Below are 17313 nucleotides of genomic sequence, written 5' to 3' on the forward strand. Positions count from 1 at the left end.
CCTCCATACAGGCTCCAATAATATCATATGCTTCTTCTTTATAAATTAAATCCATATTTAGGATTAGTAGCTTACTATAAATAATTCGTTGATGGTTTCTTTTGTCCGCTAATTCACGCTAATTATACGAATTCACGCTAATTATTTTTTGAAAAAGTGCTGAGAACCGTTTTTTTTTAATTTGTGAAATTAGCTCCATTCGCGAAAACTCGCAGGAAGATCTTAAAAGTAACCTTCCTTCTTCTTTATAAATTAAATCCATATTTAGGATTAGTAGCTTACTATAAATAATTTGTTGATGGTTTCTTTTGTCCTCTAATTCACGCTAATTATTTTTTGAAAAAGTGCTGAGAACCGTTTTTTTTAATTCGTGAAATTAGCTCCATTCGCGAAAACTCGCGGGCAACCCTAAAAGTACCCTTCCTTCTTCTTTTGCTCCATACTTCCTTCTTCATCGAAATCGATAACGCGAGTTGTACGTTCCGAAACGGTAACGGTCATCATTTCTTCTACTATCTTTTCAATAGTATCTGCTTCTGATTCTACTGCTCCGGTTAGAGGGTAGCAGCCTAATGTTCTAAACCGAACCATACGCATTTCGGCTTTATCCCTTAATTCTTTTGGCATTCTATCATCATCAACTAAAACCAAAGAACCATCAATTTCTACTATTGGACGTTTTTTGGCGAAATAAAGAGGGACAATTGGAATATTTTCCAAACGGATATATTGCCAGATGTCTAATTCTGTCCAGTTACTGATAGGGAAAACACGAATAGATTCTCCTTGATGGACTTTTGAATTATAGATATCCCACAATTCAGGACGTTGATTTTTTGGATCCCATTGATGGTGTTTATCTCGGAAGGAGAAAATACGTTCTTTGGCGCGACTTTTTTCTTCATCGCGGCGAGCACCTCCGAATGCAGCATCGAATTTATACTTATTCAAACCCTGCAATAAAGCTTGGGTTTTCATGGTGTCGGTATGGACTTTACTTCCGTGAGTGAAAGGCCCAATTCCTGCTCCAAAACCTTCTTTATTATAATGCACAATCAGATCCCAATTTTTTTCTTTGGTATAGCTTTCGCGAAAAGCAATCATTTCTTTAAATTTCCATTTGCTATCGATATGCATCAATGGAAAAGGAACTTTTGCAGGATAAAACGCTTTCTCTGCCAGGCGTACCATAACGGAAGAATCTTTTCCGATGGAATAGAGCATTACAGGGTTTTCAAATTCTGCTGCCACTTCACGAATAATGTGAATGGCTTCGGCTTCCAATTCTTTTAAATTACTTATTGAGTAGTTGTTCATTTTTTTTATTGTCTTATGTCTTATTGGCTGTTTGCTTTCATTGCATAGCGCTTTATTTCCTTATCCTTTTGTTTCTCCTTGCTCCTTGTTTGAGATATCTCCTTCGCTATGCTCCTTCGAGATGAGAGATGAGGGGGTGTTGCTGTTAGCTCCCTGTCCATTTACTTTAGCTGTTGACTTTTTTTACCCTTTATATTCAATTTTAGATAAAATCACATCCAAACATTGCTGAACTGATTCTTCAAGCGAATGCTTATGGGTAAGCAATTCTATGTCCGGATTTTCCGGTGCATCAAATGGAGAATCTATTCCGGTAAAGTTTTTGATTTTGCCTTTGCGTGCTTTTTCATATAGACCTTTTACATCACGTTGTTCGCAAACTTCGATTGGAGTATTTACAAAGACTTCAATAAAATTCTCTTTACCTATAATTTTCTTTGCCATTTCACGAATTTCATTCGTCGGGCTAATAAAGCTATTTAGCGTAATCACTCCGCTATCCACCAAAAGTTTAGATACTTCTGCTATTCTACGGATGTTTTCTAAACGATCGGCTTCGGTGAACCCTAAATTGTTATTAATTCCTGAGCGAATATTATCACCATCAAGAATTTGCGTTAAATACCCACGGTCGTAAAGAGCTCTTTCCAGATGGAGGGCAACGGTAGTTTTTCCGGCACCCGATAATCCTGTAAACCAAATCACTTTAGAGTGCTGATTTAAAAGTTTTTCTTTATGCGCCCTTCCCATTATTCTATCGAAAACGGGGTGGATGTTGTTGGGGTTGTTCATGATATGGGGTTAATGTTTAAAATATGGGGATTTTTCATTGCTGTAAAATGCCTGCGGCGTAATTTGTGCTGCGCACGTAAATGCACTTTGTGCGTAATTTGCGCTTCGCGTGATATTTGCGCTACGCGCGTAAAATGTGCTACGCACGTAAAGTGTTTGTTATTTATTACCAATTGTTTTGATGTAGTTGTTTATTTTTATACCGATTATTTCAGCTTCTTGAATTAGTTGATTAAATGTTTCTTCTTCGATTAATTTTCTATTAAAGGCTTTAGTTAACCATGTTTTGTCTCGAAAAGAGAACCTCGTGAATAGTAAGTGAAGTTTTTTCTTTCTTTATAATGGAATCGGCCAAGTCCCTCGCTCAGATTAGCAGCCACAGAGTCTGCCGAACGGACTAATTGTTTTCCGATGGTATCCTTCTCAAAATAATCCCACTTTATAACTTCCGAATGAACTACTTCACCCAGTTTCATAGCTAAGTTATATGTTTCAAACTCTTCAAGTTTCATCTCACAATTACTATAAATTACATTTCTTTACATTTGCTTTTTGCGAATTAATAACGTGAAAACTAATTACCCTTCCTTACGTGCACAGTACTAATTACTTTTCCTTCCGCGCGAAGCGCTAATTCCCCTTCTTCTCCGCTATAAAAAACGGATTTAGTAAATTATCTTTATTATAAATTAATTCTTTATTTGTTTCCGGATTTATCATTTGTCCTCCGGCGGCTAATAAAACAGCATGAGCTGCTGCGGTATCCCATTCCATTGTTGGTCCAAAACGAGGATAAACATCGGCTTTGCCTTCTGCTACAAGACAAATTTTAAGGGAACTTCCTTTTGAAACTAAATCTATTTCAAATCCTTTTTCTTTTAAAGCATCGATATAGGCTTTGGTTTCCGGATTAAAATGAGAACGGCTGGCAACAACGGTTAATTTCTTTTCTTTTTTAGTTTTCAATTTAATTTGCTGTTCCGGCTTTAGGGGCAATTCCAATTCATCTATTTTCTCAATACTTATTTTATAGGCTTTATCGCCCAAACCAATAAACAATTCTTTTAAAACAGGTGCGTAAACCAATCCTGATACGGGCTTTCCTTGATGAATTAAAGCTACATTTACGGTAAACTCATCATTTTTTTTAATAAACTCTTTTGTTCCATCTAAGGGATCTATTAGCCAATAGGTTTTATAAGATTGTCTGATATCTCGACTTAAATGCTCCCCTTCCTCGCTTATTGTAGGAAATGAAGTTTGCTTAAGATAGGCCAGCAAAACATTATGTGCCGCTTTATCGGCTAATGTTAGCGGACTATCATCCTTTTTTGTTTCTATTCCAAAATCAGCTGAATGGTAAATGTTTAAAATAGCCTCACCAGCCTTTAAAACGGCTTTTATTAATGGGCGTAGATCTTCGTTATTTTTTATCATTAAAAATATCTCCAAAATAAAATACTTACTGCTCCAATCATATACAAAATGGTAAGAGGTAATCCTATTTTCATAAAATCTCTAAAGCGATATCCTCCCGGACCATAAACCATAAGGTTTGTTTGATATCCAATAGGGGTAATAAAGTTAGCTGCAGCAGCATAAGCAATTAATAAAACGAAAGGTGTGGGAGACATTCCTTCTGCAAGAGCAATAGTTAGAACTATTGGGAACATCAAAGCCACTGCGGCTTTATTGGTAATATACGCCGCCAAAACAGCTGTAACTAAATAAATTCCGATTAATAGTCCCAATGTTCCAAAAGGACGAAATAAACCAATAACTCCATGAGCTAAATCATATGCTACGCCGGTTTTAATCATAGCTGTTCCTAAAGCTAAGGATAAAGCTATTATCAATCCCAGGTCAAAATCTATACCACTTTGAATATCTTTTGGGTTAGCGATTCCTAAAGCAAGTATTATCACCAATAAACCTACAACTCCCATAAATAAAGGAATTATATTTAAGGCGGATAAAACTATTGCTAATATAAGTCCTCCTATTAAAACAATAGCATCCAAAGTTTTGGGTTTTACATAGGTTCTTAGAGTAGAAAGAGGATAAAAATCGCGAGTATAGTTGCTCAAGTTTGCAAAATCTTCACCAGCCAAAAGTAGAAGTACATCACCGGCTTCGAGGATTATTTGTCCGAGTTTCCCATTTAATCTTTCTCCATTGCGATGAATGGCGATAACAGCGGCATCAAAACGAGAACGAAAGTGAGCTTCTTTAACTGTCTTTTTTAATAAGTTAGAATTATAAGAGACTACTATTTCAATCAGTTGAGTTTTGGCTTTATTTTTAAACATTCCTACTTCAACAGGCGTCAATCCACTTTCGGGTTCTATTAATTCTGCGATAGCTTGTGTATTTCCGGCAAATGTTAGTATATCATTTCCTTCCAAGACAAAATAAGGACTAATAGGGGAGAACTGTTTCTCTCCTCTTCTAACTTCTACTAAAAACAAACTCTTTAAGTTCCTTAAACTCCCTTTCTCTACGGATTTTCCAACATATTCTGAATCCGGAGCTATTCTAATATCAACCAAATATTCTCGACGATTACTTACTACTCTTTCGAGTGAATCTTCATTATTTGGTAAAAGCTTATTGGCAAAAATCAGCAGATAGATAATACCTAATATTGTCATTGGAATACCTACCCAAGCAAAATCAAAAATTCCTAAGCTTTTAAAATTTGGAAAAAGGATTTGATCGGCAACCATTCCGTTTACAATCAAGTTGGTAGAAGTACCTATTAAGGTAGCTGTACCTCCAAGTATGGCAGCATATGAAAGCGGAATTAATAATTTTGATACCGCTATTTGGTGTTTTTTCCCCCAGCTTGAAACATAGGGCATCATCACGGCTACCAAAGGTGTATTATTTAGAAAAGCAGAAGATCCTGCAATCATAAATGTCATCCTTGCCATAAAATTCGGATAGCTTTTAGAACCGTTGAAAATCCGTTTTTCAAAAAATACATTTAATACTCCTTTCTTACGAATTATGTCGCCAATCAAAAGTAATATTATTATAATGATAATTTGTTCATTGGCAAATCCCCCTAATATTTCACGAGGAGTTAATATTCCGCTAATTCCCAATACTACGACTGCTATAACGAAAGTAAAGGCAGGTCCAATCAGATTAAAATATAAACTGATTAGAATAAAAACGAGTACAAGGTATAGGATGTATTGGTCTAACATTGAATGATGGCTTTCCGCATAGCGAGGGCGTTTGGGGTTTAGGGTTTGTCTCTCCGTCTTGCTGATCCGTCGGACTTCGGTGTGAGCTCAGTAGAACGCTGACGGAGAAGCATTTCTTTGCTTTGTTGCTTGGCTACTTACTCCTTACTCCTTACTTTTTGTTTGAGATCTCTCCTTCGCTGTGCTCCGTCGAGATGAGGGGGTAGGGGTGTTGCTGTTAGCTCCTTGCTCTCCTTGTCTCTTTATCACTTCATCACTTTTTTACAATCTTCCGTCTACTTTATCTTTTGGTAAGAATCCTTTAATATCGAATATTACTGATTTATCGCCATTGGTTAAGCGATCCATATCCAGTTTGGCAAATTGATCGTGTGAAACGGCTAAAATTATAGCATCATATTTTTTGGCATAGATATCAACATCTTTTTCCATGATCTTGATTCCGTACTCATACTTTACTTCTTCTTGATCTGCCCAAGGATCATAAATATCTAACTGACAACCAAACTCTTGTAATTCATCAACAATATCAACGGTTTTGGTATTTCTGATATCAGGACAATTTTCTTTAAAAGTAACACCAAGAAGTAGAACATTACTATTTAAAATGGTTAAGCCTTTTTTGATCATTAATTTAACGACTTTTGAAGCTACAAAGTGAGCCATCTCGTCGTTAACGCGTCTTCCTGAGCGAATTACAGCAGGATTATAACCTAATGCTTCGGCTTTAAAAGCTAAATAATAAGGGTCGACACCAATGCAGTGTCCGCCAACCAATCCCGGACGGTATTTTAAGAAATTCCATTTTGTTCCGGCAGCTTCTATAACTTCGTTGGTATCAATATCCATACGGTCAAAAATAAGAGCCAATTCATTTACGAACGAAATATTCAAGTCGCGTTGAGCATTTTCTATAACTTTTGCGGCTTCGGCAACTTTAATACTTGTCGCCATATGCGTGCCGTTTAATAAGATAGTATTGTATAAATCGTCAACTTCTTGGGCTATTTCAGGTGTGGAGCCGGAAGTGATTTTTTTAATAGTTGTAAGTGTATTTACTTTATCGCCGGGATTTATTCTTTCAGGACTATATCCTGCATAGAAATCGACATTGAATTTTAGTCCGCTTTGTTTTTCAATTACCGGTAAACAGTCTTCTTCTGTAGCTCCCGGATATACGGTGCTTTCGTAAATTACAATATCGCCTTTAGATATTACTTTTCCTACTGTTTCGCTTGCTTTGATAAGTGGTGTTAAATCAGGGCGTTTGTATTTATCGATAGGTGTGGGTACGGTTACAATATATATTTGTGCATCGCGAATCGCCTCAAACTCTGTTGTTAACTCCAAACCAAGCTGTCCGCCTTGGCTTAAAACCGACTGTAAATCTTCGTCTTCTGTTTCAAGGGTATGATCATGACCGGCATTTAGTTCTGCTACGCGTTTTACATTGATATCAAATCCGACAACGGGGTATTTTTTGCCAAACTCTACGGCTAAAGGTAGACCTACATAGCCTAATCCGATAATTGCAATTTTTTTCATGGGTAAAATTTGTTTAAAGTTTAATGTTTAAAGATTGTATATGGTTTGAAAAATGGAATATTGGAGTGATGGAGAAATGGATGATACATCTAAGCCTAATTTATTTTCCATAATTCTGATCCCAATCTTTATCTTTTATTTTCTTTTGTATCGATTCTGCAAGTTTTAGTAATTCATTTTCAGTTTTGAAATGGAGACTATCAAAATGCTCAAAATCATCCCATTTCTCCAATACCATTCTACTAAAACATTCAAAAAAACCAAGGCATCTTGACACAGCTTCGCCTCTTAAGTCACATTTCTGTCTACAATATAAACTGAAATCTAACTGCAAAAGCAGGTGTTTTTAATTATTCTCTTTTCCAAAGAAGCAAGAAATCCGTTGTTGGTTTTTGCTTCAAATATTTTTGCATTTCTGAAGTCGTAAATACCAAATAACGTATTTTTCGTTTAATTAGCTTCTCTGCCTTTTCAATTAATTCTATTAAATAATTCTTATTTACTTCTTCACCCATAAAAATAAGATCGATAATCTCCGTGTCTATACCTTTAGCAAATTTCCCTACAAGGAATACTTTATCGATATCGCCTAAATTTTTAACTACTTTTTCGATTATTTGATCAAAGCCGAGATGTTTAAATAAGAGATTATGTATTTCAGGAAAAAGAGGATGTTGAGTATTTGCTCGAAACATTTTTTTATTCCCCAATATGCGTGAATTAAGTAGTCCGGCTTGTTCAAATTTATTGAGTTCGAGCCGAATAGAATTGGTAGACTCTCCAAATTCATCTTCTAAATTACGCAAATACGATTCTGAACTGGAATTCAAAAAGAATTTCACTAGTAGTTTGATGCGCGTTTTAGAAGTAATGAGTGTATCTAGCATTTTCTTCTATTTTGGGGAATTCACCTAAGAATCAATAACGAGTAACAAAACTACTCATTATCCTGAAAATAGCAAATAATTAGACCGTTTTTTTTAGGTAGTCAAAGGTTCGGAGGTTTAGGGGTTTAGGGGTTTAGGGGTTTGGAGGTTGAGATTAAGATTTTTCTTATCATCACATAGCACAAAGGGCTACATTCTTTAAGGTTCAGAGGTTTAAGCTCCTTCGATTAATTGATTCCCGCAAAATGTTTCATAAACTGTATGCGTTCAAAAACAGCAGGATTTCCGGCATTTTTACTGCTTGCTTTACCTTTGAATTGCTGTAGTGATGAAAATCCTTTTTCTTCCATCCATTTTTCGATCTCATTTAAAAGTACTTGGATATGCTCTATCCCTTGCTCATACAAAACAGAAACAATTTGTACAAGGTCGGCACCGGCCAGGATTTGCTTTATGATAACTTCGCTGGTATGAATACCCGAAGAAGCGGCAATACTGCAATTTACTTTATCGGATAATAAAGCAATCCAACGTAAAGGTTCAACATAAGCATTCGGAGAACTGAAGCTCCTCCCTTGAACGGCTTCAAGTGTGTTGATATCAATATCGGGTGAATATGCACGATTGAATAAAACCAAACCTGCGATTCCGGTTTCAGACAAATCTAAAATAGTTCTTGCCATATGAGTGAAGCTGTTGTTAATTTTTACAGCAACAGGAATACTTACTTGAGCCAAGACTCTTTGAATAATTTTTTTAATCGTCGACTCAAAATCACGAATTTCTAAATCGGTTGGATTTAGACTAATATTTAGTTCCAAAGCATCGGCTCCGGCTTCTTCAATACGTTTGGCAAAACTTGTCCATTCTGCCGAAGAAATGCAATTTATACTTGCAATTATAGGAATAAGCACTTCTTTTTTGGCGTTTTTAATTAGCTGTATATAATTGTTTAAACGCTCTTCTTTGATATGCATATCGATATAGTCCAGAGTTTCGGAATAGCGATTGTAAATAAAGCTATTTTTTTCAGCTTCACGCAATTGACTTTCGGTATCCTTTAAAATTTCTTCTTCAAAGATGGATTTTAATACTACGGCAGCAGCCCCATATTTTTCCAACTTCTTTATTTCGCTTAGACTATATGTTAGGCTACAACTACCTACAACGATTGGGTTTTTTAGATTAAGGCCTAAGTAATTCGTTGATAAATCCATTATGTTATTTTTTTAGTACGTTAATTTGTTATTTCTTATTCTTATTTTGGAGGTATTTATGAATACCTGCCGCAGCATTTCTTCCATCGCCCATAGCTAATATTACTGTGGCACCACCACGAACAATATCTCCACCGGCAAAAAGTTCTGGAATGCTTGATTGCATTTCGTTTTCATCAACTATAATAGTTCCCCAACGACTAACATTTAGTCCGGGTAAACTCTGTGGAATTAATGGGTTTGGCGAAACACCAACGCTAACAATAACCAAGTCTGTTTCTATATCATATTCCGAACCTTCAATAGGAATTGGTCTTCTTCTTCCGGAAGCATCCGGCTCACCGAGTTCCATCTTCTGTACCCTCATTTTATTTACATGTCCTTTTTTATCAGCAAAATATTCAATAGGACTATTTAAATTCAGAAATTCTATACCTTCTTCCTGTGCATGTTTTATTTCTTCATTTCTGGCAGGCATTTCTTCAATAGAACGACGGTAAATAATCATAGCTTTATCGGCACCTAATCTTTTGGCTGTTCTAACAGAATCCATAGCGGTATTTCCGCCGCCGATAACAGCTACATTTTTGCCTAAAAATACCGGAGTATCGTAATCTTCTTTAGCAGCATTCATCAGATTAACCCTTGTAAGATATTCATTGGAGGACATTATGCCATTATAGTTTTCGCCCGAAATATTCATAAAGTTAGGTAATCCGGCGCCACTTCCGGCAAAAAACGCCTGATATCCTTCTTCTTTTAAATCTTCTATGGTTGCAGTTTTCCCGACTATAAAATTATTAATAAATTCCACTCCCATTTTTTTAAGATTGTCAATTTCTACATCTACAATCTCATTTGGTAAACGAAATTCAGGAATACCGTATTTTAATACTCCGCCCGGTTCGTGTAATGCTTCAAAGACACTTACGGAATATCCAAGTTTAATTAAATCGCCTGCGGCAGCCAAACCGGAGGGCCCTGAACCGATAATGGCAACTTTAATTCCATTGGAAGCTGCTACTTCAGGAATATACATATCTCCCGAATTCCGTTCCCAGTCGGCAGCAAAACGTTCTAAATTACCAATAGCTACAGGAGTCTTTTTTAATTTTTGGGTATAAAAGCAGCTGTTTTCGCATTGTATTTCTTGCGGACAAACACGACCACAAACGGCGGGTAATGCATTTGTCTCTTTCAAGGTGCGTGCAGCCATTTTAAAATCCTGTTTTTCTATGTATTTAATGAATTTAGGGATATTAATATTAACCGGACATCCTTGGATGCAAGTAGGATCGGGGCAATCTAAACAGCGCCTTGCTTCTTCAACAGCCATTTGAACACTAAATCCGGTATTAACTTCAATATTACTTTTAGCCCGTTCTGCCGGATTTTCTTCCGGCATTTGAATGCGTACTCTTGTTGTACGATCTTTCGATTTCATCGATTTACGCAATTCTGTACGCCATTCCTGACTTCTTTCCTGTTTTAAATAGTCGATAATATTTTCCATTAGACAGTTGCTTTTTTTAGTCCTTCAAGATAAGTTTGATATGCTTTATATTCTTGTTCTTTGAATCCTCCAAGACGGCTTAATAATTCATCGAAATTAACTTCGTGAGCATTAAATTCAGGTCCATCAACACAAACGAATTTAGTTGCACCTCCGACGCTAACCCTACAAGCACCACACATTCCGGTACCATCAACCATGATAGCGTTTAGACTGGCTTCGGTTGGAATATTATATTTTTTAGTAAGCATACTACTAAACTTCATCATAATGGCAGGTCCGATAGTTATTGCTTTATCTACTTTTTCTCGTTTAATAACTTCTTCCATACCATGAGTTACTAAACCCTGTTTTCCATAGGATCCGTCATCAGTCATAACTATTACTTCATCAGAAAAAGCACGCATTTCTTTTTCAAGTATTATTAAGTCTTTGTTTCTGGCGGCTAAAACAGTAATTACTCTATTTCCCGCTTTGTGCATAGCCTCAACAATAGGTAAAAGAGGAGCTGTTCCAACACCACCTCCGGCACATAAAACGGTTCCTACTTTTTCAATATGTGTAGCTTGTCCAAGAGGCCCTACAATATCAGTTATTTTATCACCAACTTTTAGAAGTGCCATTTTATGACTGGTAACACCAACTTTTTGTATGATTAAGGTAATAGTTCCTTTTTCTACGTTGGCAGAAGAAATAGTAAGAGGGATACGTTCGCCTTTTAATCCTAATTTAACTATTACAAAATGACCGGCTTTTCGTTTTTTAGCAATACGAGGAGCTTCTATTTCGAGCTTTATAACGCTTTCTGAGAGATTTTCAACAGCTATAATTCTATTCATATATTTATAATTTTTCAGCGATAAATAAGAAATGTTTACAGTGACTATTTTAATTAGTTGATAAAAATAATATTCAAGTTGTTATTTTTTTAACACCAGAGTTCAAAAATAGTCAATAATTTTTTATGGCAAATTGTTATTATTTATTTAGAGCAATTTTAAGTGAAATACTGAGGCTGCTTAAGATTATTCATCATATTATGACTTAATTTTACTCTCTTAAAATGAGGGTACTATGGTTTTTCTCAGAAGAAATTAAAGTAATAAAACCTTGTATTTTAAATATGAACAAAAAAATCTAAAAATATTGTTTTGTTTCTAATTGTTGAATTTGTATTTTTGCATCCGCTTTTGGGAAAAGCGAATACTCAAATTGAGTATGGGGCCTATAGCTCAGTTGGTTAGAGTAGTTGACTCATAATCAATTGGTCCCTGGTTCGAGTCCAGGTGGGCCCACAAAATCAAAAGAAAGTCTCTGAATTTCAGAGACTTTCTTTTTTTTTATTCCGTGTTGCGAGATTTAATGTTAGAACAACTTGAAAAATAAAAACTCAAAACAGAAGGCTTATTTACAAATGATAAAAAAGTTTTAGTTAATGATTGGTTAATAAAAACGAAGAAACCGCTGCAGGGGATGCATACGGTTTCTTCAGCATATAAACACATTTAACCAAATAAAAAAATATGAAAAAAACTACAACTAATTAAAGTTATGTCTTTCCTTATTTAGACTTTGTAAAAATAAAACATTTTATTGCTCAATGCAAGCTTTTAACGTTTTTTTATATTTAGGATACGGAATACTTCAATGTAATTATTGAAAATAGTACAATATATTTAATATCAGCATATTAATAATTGAAGATAAATAGTTGCTTTTTTAAACAGGGCATAAAAAAGATTATATTTTATTAGAACTGAAGAAAAAGCTCGGAATAAAGGCATAGAAAAAATAAAAAAAGCTCTTATTTCACTTAATAAAAGTAAAAAATGAAGCTAAATTATTCTAAATAGCACTTTCAAATTGTTTTAAAAAACGAATATCATTTTCGAAAAATAAGCGTAAATCTTTAATTTGATATTTTAGCATTGTAATACGCTCGATACCCATTCCAAAAGCAAAACCGGTATATTTTTCAGAGTCGATGCCGGCATTTTTTAATACGTTGGGATCAACCATTCCGCAGCCTAAAATTTCAACCCAACCTGTATATTTACAAATATTACAACCTTTACCGCCACAAATATGGCAAGAAATATCCATTTCAGCCGAAGGTTCGGTAAAAGGGAAATAGGATGGACGTAAGCGAATTCCTGTATTCTCGCCAAACATTTCTTTAGCAAAATACATTAGAGTCTGTTTTAAATCGGCAAAGCTTACATTCTTATCGATATACAAGCCTTCAACTTGATGAAAAATACAATGAGCACGAGCCGAAATAGCTTCGTTACGAAACACTCGACCGGGAAAAATACTTCTAACAGGTGGTTGATTGTTTTCCATTACACGTACTTGAACGGAAGAAGTATGTGTACGTAGAGCTATATCGGGCGATTTTTCAATAAAGAATGTGTCTTGCATATCCCGAGCAGGATGTTCTTCAGGAAAGTTAAGAGCAGTAAAATTATGCCAGTCGTCTTCAATTTCAGGACCTTCTTCTACGGTAAAACCAATACGAGAAAATATTTCAATAATCTGATTTCGAACTAAAGACAGTGGATGACGTGATCCTAAATCTCCATTTACCGGTAAGCTTAAATCTATTCCCGACTCCATATACTGATCCATATTATCGAGAAGTTCTTTTACTTCTTCAACCTTAGCAAGAGTAGCTTTTTTCAGATCGTTTAGCAAGACTCCCATTTCTCTTCTGTCTTTCGGAGCTATAGATTTAAAATCTGCAAATAAAGCGGGAATAATACCTTTTTTACCAATATATTTTACGCGAAAAGCTTCTAAATCGTCCATTTTATCAAATGTGGTCGATTTTATTTCTTCGAGATATGCTAATACTTTTTCTTTCATTTCTCCCTAATCTATAATTTCTATTTTCATCAATACTTTCTCTATCGGACGACTACCGATAACGGCTGTGGCAGCAATTTTATCTAACACATCCAAACCCTCAGTAATTTTACCATAAACAACATAAGAGCCGTCTAAGTGTGGCGTTCCGCCGATAGTAGTATATATTTTCTTTTGTTCTTCGCTATAATGAAACTCTTTTGGTGCTTCTCCTTTTTCAAGCATTTCTTTAAACACTTCAACTTTAGATGTTTTCAATCCGGCCATATCTTTAGCTTTTATCAGAGCATCAATTTTATATAGCCACTTTTCATTTCCGGGAAACAATATGTAATTTTCTATAGCCGTTGTTTTTCGTTCATTATTAATTTTTTCTTCTATAGCATCGAGCTGTCCCAAAGTCATTATTTTCCCTTGTACAATATAGAATTGTGCAGCAGAGCTGGCTTTTGTGGGATTTACATTATCGCTTTCGCGAGCAGCTGCCAACGCTCCTTTATGGTGGACATGAATTTCAGGAACAAATTCGGCAGGAACGGTATATCCGGCATCTTCTCTGCCATCGGCATTTTGCCCACCCTGAATCATAAAATTTTTGATAACACGATGAAAAAAAGAATCTGTATACCATCCCTCTTTTACCAACTTTATAAAATTGTCGCGATGCATAGGAGTTTCGTTAAAAAGCTCTCCTTTCATATCGCCCAAAGTGGTATAGATAATAAATTTTGTTCGTTTTTCTTGGGCTTTTAAGTTATTTAATCCTGCAAAAGATAAAACTACAACTAAAGCTAAAAGACTTATCCTTTTCATATTAGACATTTGTTGATTCGTCTTTAATTAATTTAGAAATGGCTTTTGCTAAAGAAGTAAATTCTTTTTGAGTAAAGCTTAGTTTTGGTTGTTTGAAATCTATATCGTAAACAGTATTTATGGGAATAAGATGAATATGGGCATGAGGCACTTCTAACCCCAATACCGCTATTCCTACTCTTTTACAAGGAACCACCTTTTCAATTGCTATAGCAACTTTTTTAGCAAATACCATCATATCGGCCAAATCCTTGTCTGTAATATCAAAAATATAATCAGTTTCTTTTTTCGGAATAACAAGAGTGTGTCCTTTTGCTAATGGATTTATATCTAAAAAAGCATAATATTTTTCGTCCTCTGCAATTTTATAAGAAGGTATTTCGCCTTGAATAATTTTTGTAAAAATACTTGACATAAAAATAATTATTATCGCGTGACTTCAACTATTTCAAAGGTAATTTTTCCGGCAGGGATATCTATTTCAGCTAATTCACCAACTTTTTTACCTAATAAACCTTTTGCTATTGGAGAGCTGACAGATAATTTGCCATTTTTCAAATCGGCTTCATTTTCAGGAACTAAGGTGTATGTCATAACAGCTCCATTTTTTAGATTTTTGATTTTAACGGTCGATAAAATTAAAACTTTTGAAATATCCATTTTAGATTCGTCTATAATGCGTGCATTACGGATAATTTCCTGACGTTTTGCAATTTTTAATTCCAATAAGCCTTGAGCTTCTTTTGCAGCGTCATACTCGGCGTTTTCTGATAAGTCGCCCTTATCACGAGCCTCAGCAATTTGTTTAGAAATAGCTGGTCGTTGAACCCGAATCAGTTCTTCAACTTCGTCGCGTAATTTTTTTAATCCCTCTTCGGTAAAATATCTTGTTTCAGCCATAATATGCGTTATTCAATTTAATACAAACTAACAAAGACTCTTAAAATTCTAAGAGTCCTTAATTTTTTCGCAGACCTCAGCGAATTAATTACAAACAGCTCAATTGCCTCAGTCTTTTTATCTTATTGTTTTGATTTTAGACTTTTTAGTCTATTTATTATTCTGCTGCAAAAATAATATAAAATTGCCAAAATATCCAATTTCTAAATAAGATTATAAATTCTTAGTTGAAATTCGGGAAAATGTTATGAATCAGCTTGTGTTTTAAACTGTAGTACGATTAAAAATTGTATTTAATTATTTAATGTATAGACTCTCTAATTGTTTATTATTCAATTATTATATCGTACTTATTTAATAAACCAATAACTTCTATTCTGGAAAATTTGGCTTTTTTAATTCGATTAATTTCGGGATTAAAAGAATAGTTAAAAGAGGTTCGGAAATCGACTTTTTCTAAATTGGTGTTTTCAAAACTTGCCATAGATAAATCGCAATTATCAAATGTTGAGCCGTTTAAATTAGCCTCTACAAAATCCACTTCTTGTAAACTACAGTTTTTAAACAAGGTATTTTTTAGCTTACACTGATAAAAGGACGACAAATTCAGTTGACAGTCTTGAAAATGGACAGCAAACAAGAATGGATTGCAATTTTCAAAATGTAAACCTATAAGCTTGCAATCTTTAAAACGCACATCTTTAAATGCGGTATTCTGAATTTTTACATTACTAAAATTACAATTCTCAAAGCTGCATTCTGCAAAGCTCACCTCTGATAAGTTGGCATTGGAAAAAATACAATTGCTAAAACTGCAATTCTCATATTCAGCCCTTTTTAGGTCTTGACTAGAATAATCAATATCCCGAAATATTTTGTCCTCGTAAAATGTTTTATTCATAAGTAGTAGTTTATTTGTCTTGAGAATTGGATTTCAAAAGTATGAAAAGCAATTTAAAATCATTACAAATTGAAGGCATTTTATAGTCCTATAACGCTAAAAAATTATCTTTATACATTAAAGGTCATTAAGGCAATTAAATACAGCTTTATATTCTTTCATTATTAACCAAATATATGCTTATGACACCAAAAGAAAGCAGTAGAAGAGATTTTCTGAAAAAGCTAGCCATAGGTGGTGGAGGCGTTGTTGTTTTGAGCAAATATCATTTCCTGTTTGGGAATGAAGCCACAAACGGGATTCTTAAAGCCATCGTTGTTGATTTTGATAAATGTACAGGTTGTCGCACCTGCGAAACCGTTTGTTCCGCTTTTCATCATCCTGTAGAAATTAATGGAGAAATTCTCAACGGATTGGGAAATCCGAAATTGGGCAATATTCAAGTTTATCATTACAATCCTGATGTAGATATTCCCAGCGTTTGTGCCAACTGTCCGGATACACCTTGCGTAAATGCTTGTCCGGTAAATGCCGATCCAAATGCAAGTATAAAACCTATCTATCGCGATGAAGTAACGCAAGCCATTCGTACCAATCACGATGTTTGTCTTGGGTGTGGCTCTTGTGCTGATGCCTGCGAAACAGAGCGAACAGGAATAATTAAAATGAATCCTATAACACAACATCCTGAGCATATCTGCGATCATTGCGGTGGAGACGATCCTCAATGTGTTAAAAACTGTCCTTATGGTGCTTTATCTTTTAGAGAAGTAGATATAAATAGAGCTTATTTTGGACTTTCGCCTGAAGAAATTGCAGAAGAATTATTTGAACGTTATTATTCGGGAGAGGAGGTAATTAATGGATAAGATTTGGGGACAATACGGTGTTTTGTTGGATATTAATTTAACAACCCGAGAAATAAAGAAAACGAAAATAAGCAAAGACGATTTAAAGAATTATTTAGGTGGACGTGGTTTAGGAATGAAAATACTTTGGAACAGGATTAAAGAACCGGGTTTGGATCCTTTATCACCCGATAATCCCTTACTTTTTATGCCGGGTCCATTTAGTGGTTTACCTATTCCATCTTCATCACGAACGACTATAGTTACTAAATCGCCAAGGACATCTCCTTTGAATGAGAAATACGAACACTCTTCTACCATTTCATATGCCAATATGGGCGGCTTTTTTGGTCCTGAAGTAAAATTTGCCGGTTACGATGGTATTGCTGTTACAGGTAAAGCCAGCTCGCCTGTTTATATTCTTATCGAAGATGATAAAGTAAGAATTAAAAGTGCTCGTTCTTACTGGGGAATGGGAACGGACAGTTTTGATAAATTGCTTA

18 protein-coding genes and 1 tRNA gene are annotated in these 17313 nt (G+C 35.0%); 3 read left to right on the forward strand and 16 right to left on the reverse strand.

The window, feature by feature from the left end:
• Window positions 1-408: 408 nt before the first annotated feature.
• From cysD to J7K39_05815, 11 genes are all read right to left on the reverse strand, one after another.
• Window positions 409-1317 carry a sulfate adenylyltransferase subunit CysD gene (cysD, locus tag J7K39_05765; GenBank protein ID MCD6179393.1) on the reverse strand — a complete coding sequence of 303 codons (909 nt, stop codon included), beginning with the start codon at window positions 1315-1317 and terminating at the stop codon, window positions 409-411.
• 183 nt (window positions 1318-1500) lie between these two features.
• On the reverse strand, window positions 1501-2109 hold the full coding sequence (gene cysC, locus J7K39_05770) for an adenylyl-sulfate kinase (GenBank protein MCD6179394.1): 609 nt from the start codon (window positions 2107-2109) through the stop codon (window positions 1501-1503).
• 275 nt (window positions 2110-2384) lie between these two features.
• Window positions 2385-2585, reverse strand: a complete 201-nt coding sequence (locus J7K39_05775; GenBank protein ID MCD6179395.1) for a four helix bundle protein — start codon at window positions 2583-2585, stop codon at window positions 2385-2387.
• A gap of 154 nt (window positions 2586-2739) precedes the next feature.
• Window positions 2740-3546 carry a 3'(2'),5'-bisphosphate nucleotidase CysQ gene (cysQ, locus tag J7K39_05780; protein ID MCD6179396.1) on the reverse strand — a complete coding sequence of 269 codons (807 nt, stop codon included), beginning with the start codon at window positions 3544-3546 and terminating at the stop codon, window positions 2740-2742.
• Window positions 3546-5321: an SLC13 family permease gene (locus tag J7K39_05785; GenBank protein MCD6179397.1), complete on the reverse strand. Its 1776-nt coding sequence runs from the start codon at window positions 5319-5321 to the stop codon at window positions 3546-3548. The genes cysQ and J7K39_05785 overlap by 1 nt, the downstream gene beginning before the upstream one ends.
• Window positions 5322-5582: 261 nt before the next feature.
• Window positions 5583-6866, reverse strand: coding sequence for a nucleotide sugar dehydrogenase (locus J7K39_05790; GenBank protein ID MCD6179398.1), 1284 nt, complete (start codon window positions 6864-6866; stop codon window positions 5583-5585).
• Window positions 6867-6966: 100 nt separating this feature from the next.
• Window positions 6967-7104 carry a hypothetical protein gene (locus J7K39_05795; GenBank protein ID MCD6179399.1) on the reverse strand — a complete coding sequence of 46 codons (138 nt, stop codon included), beginning with the start codon at window positions 7102-7104 and terminating at the stop codon, window positions 6967-6969.
• A gap of 112 nt (window positions 7105-7216) precedes the next feature.
• The gene (locus J7K39_05800) at window positions 7217-7753 is read right to left on the reverse strand and encodes an ArsR family transcriptional regulator (protein MCD6179400.1); all 537 of its coding nucleotides are present in this window, start codon (window positions 7751-7753) and stop codon (window positions 7217-7219) included.
• A 227-nt stretch (window positions 7754-7980) separates the two neighbouring features.
• Entirely contained in the window at window positions 7981-8970 is a 990-nt protein-coding gene (locus J7K39_05805) for a dihydroorotate dehydrogenase-like protein (GenBank protein MCD6179401.1), read from the reverse strand.
• A 28-nt stretch (window positions 8971-8998) separates the two neighbouring features.
• Window positions 8999-10483: an NADPH-dependent glutamate synthase gene (gene gltA, locus J7K39_05810; protein MCD6179402.1), complete on the reverse strand. Its 1485-nt coding sequence runs from the start codon at window positions 10481-10483 to the stop codon at window positions 8999-9001.
• Window positions 10483-11322 carry a sulfide/dihydroorotate dehydrogenase-like FAD/NAD-binding protein gene (locus tag J7K39_05815; GenBank protein ID MCD6179403.1) on the reverse strand — a complete coding sequence of 280 codons (840 nt, stop codon included), beginning with the start codon at window positions 11320-11322 and terminating at the stop codon, window positions 10483-10485. The genes gltA and J7K39_05815 overlap by 1 nt, the downstream gene beginning before the upstream one ends.
• Window positions 11323-11704: 382 nt before the next feature.
• Here J7K39_05815 and J7K39_05820 point away from each other — a divergent pair.
• Window positions 11705-11778: transfer RNA gene (locus J7K39_05820), tRNA-Ile, on the forward strand.
• Between the two features lie 550 nt (window positions 11779-12328).
• Here J7K39_05820 and pheS read toward each other — a convergent pair.
• The 5 genes from pheS to J7K39_05845 all read right to left on the reverse strand — a co-directional run bounded on the left by pheS (window position 12329) and on the right by J7K39_05845 (window position 15962).
• Window positions 12329-13348, reverse strand: coding sequence for a phenylalanine--tRNA ligase subunit alpha (gene pheS, locus J7K39_05825; GenBank protein MCD6179404.1), 1020 nt, complete (start codon window positions 13346-13348; stop codon window positions 12329-12331).
• Between the two features lie 6 nt (window positions 13349-13354).
• On the reverse strand, window positions 13355-14161 hold the full coding sequence (locus J7K39_05830; protein ID MCD6179405.1) for a peptidylprolyl isomerase: 807 nt from the start codon (window positions 14159-14161) through the stop codon (window positions 13355-13357).
• A gap of 1 nt (window position 14162) precedes the next feature.
• Entirely contained in the window at window positions 14163-14576 is a 414-nt protein-coding gene (locus J7K39_05835) for an HIT domain-containing protein (protein MCD6179406.1), read from the reverse strand.
• Between the two features lie 11 nt (window positions 14577-14587).
• On the reverse strand, window positions 14588-15061 hold the full coding sequence (greA, locus tag J7K39_05840; GenBank protein MCD6179407.1) for a transcription elongation factor GreA: 474 nt from the start codon (window positions 15059-15061) through the stop codon (window positions 14588-14590).
• Between the two features lie 328 nt (window positions 15062-15389).
• On the reverse strand, window positions 15390-15962 hold the full coding sequence (locus J7K39_05845; GenBank protein ID MCD6179408.1) for a pentapeptide repeat-containing protein: 573 nt from the start codon (window positions 15960-15962) through the stop codon (window positions 15390-15392).
• A gap of 182 nt (window positions 15963-16144) precedes the next feature.
• Here J7K39_05845 and J7K39_05850 point away from each other — a divergent pair, with 182 nt between their 5' ends.
• Window positions 16145-16831 carry a 4Fe-4S dicluster domain-containing protein gene (locus J7K39_05850; protein MCD6179409.1) on the forward strand — a complete coding sequence of 229 codons (687 nt, stop codon included), beginning with the start codon at window positions 16145-16147 and terminating at the stop codon, window positions 16829-16831.
• Window positions 16824-17313: hypothetical protein (locus tag J7K39_05855; GenBank protein MCD6179410.1), on the forward strand; the 490-nt coding region annotated here is incomplete at its 3' end. The genes J7K39_05850 and J7K39_05855, both read left to right, overlap by 8 nt.

The organism is Bacteroidales bacterium, from assembly GCA_021157585.1.
GTDB lineage: Bacteria > Bacteroidota > Bacteroidia > Bacteroidales > UBA12170 > UBA12170.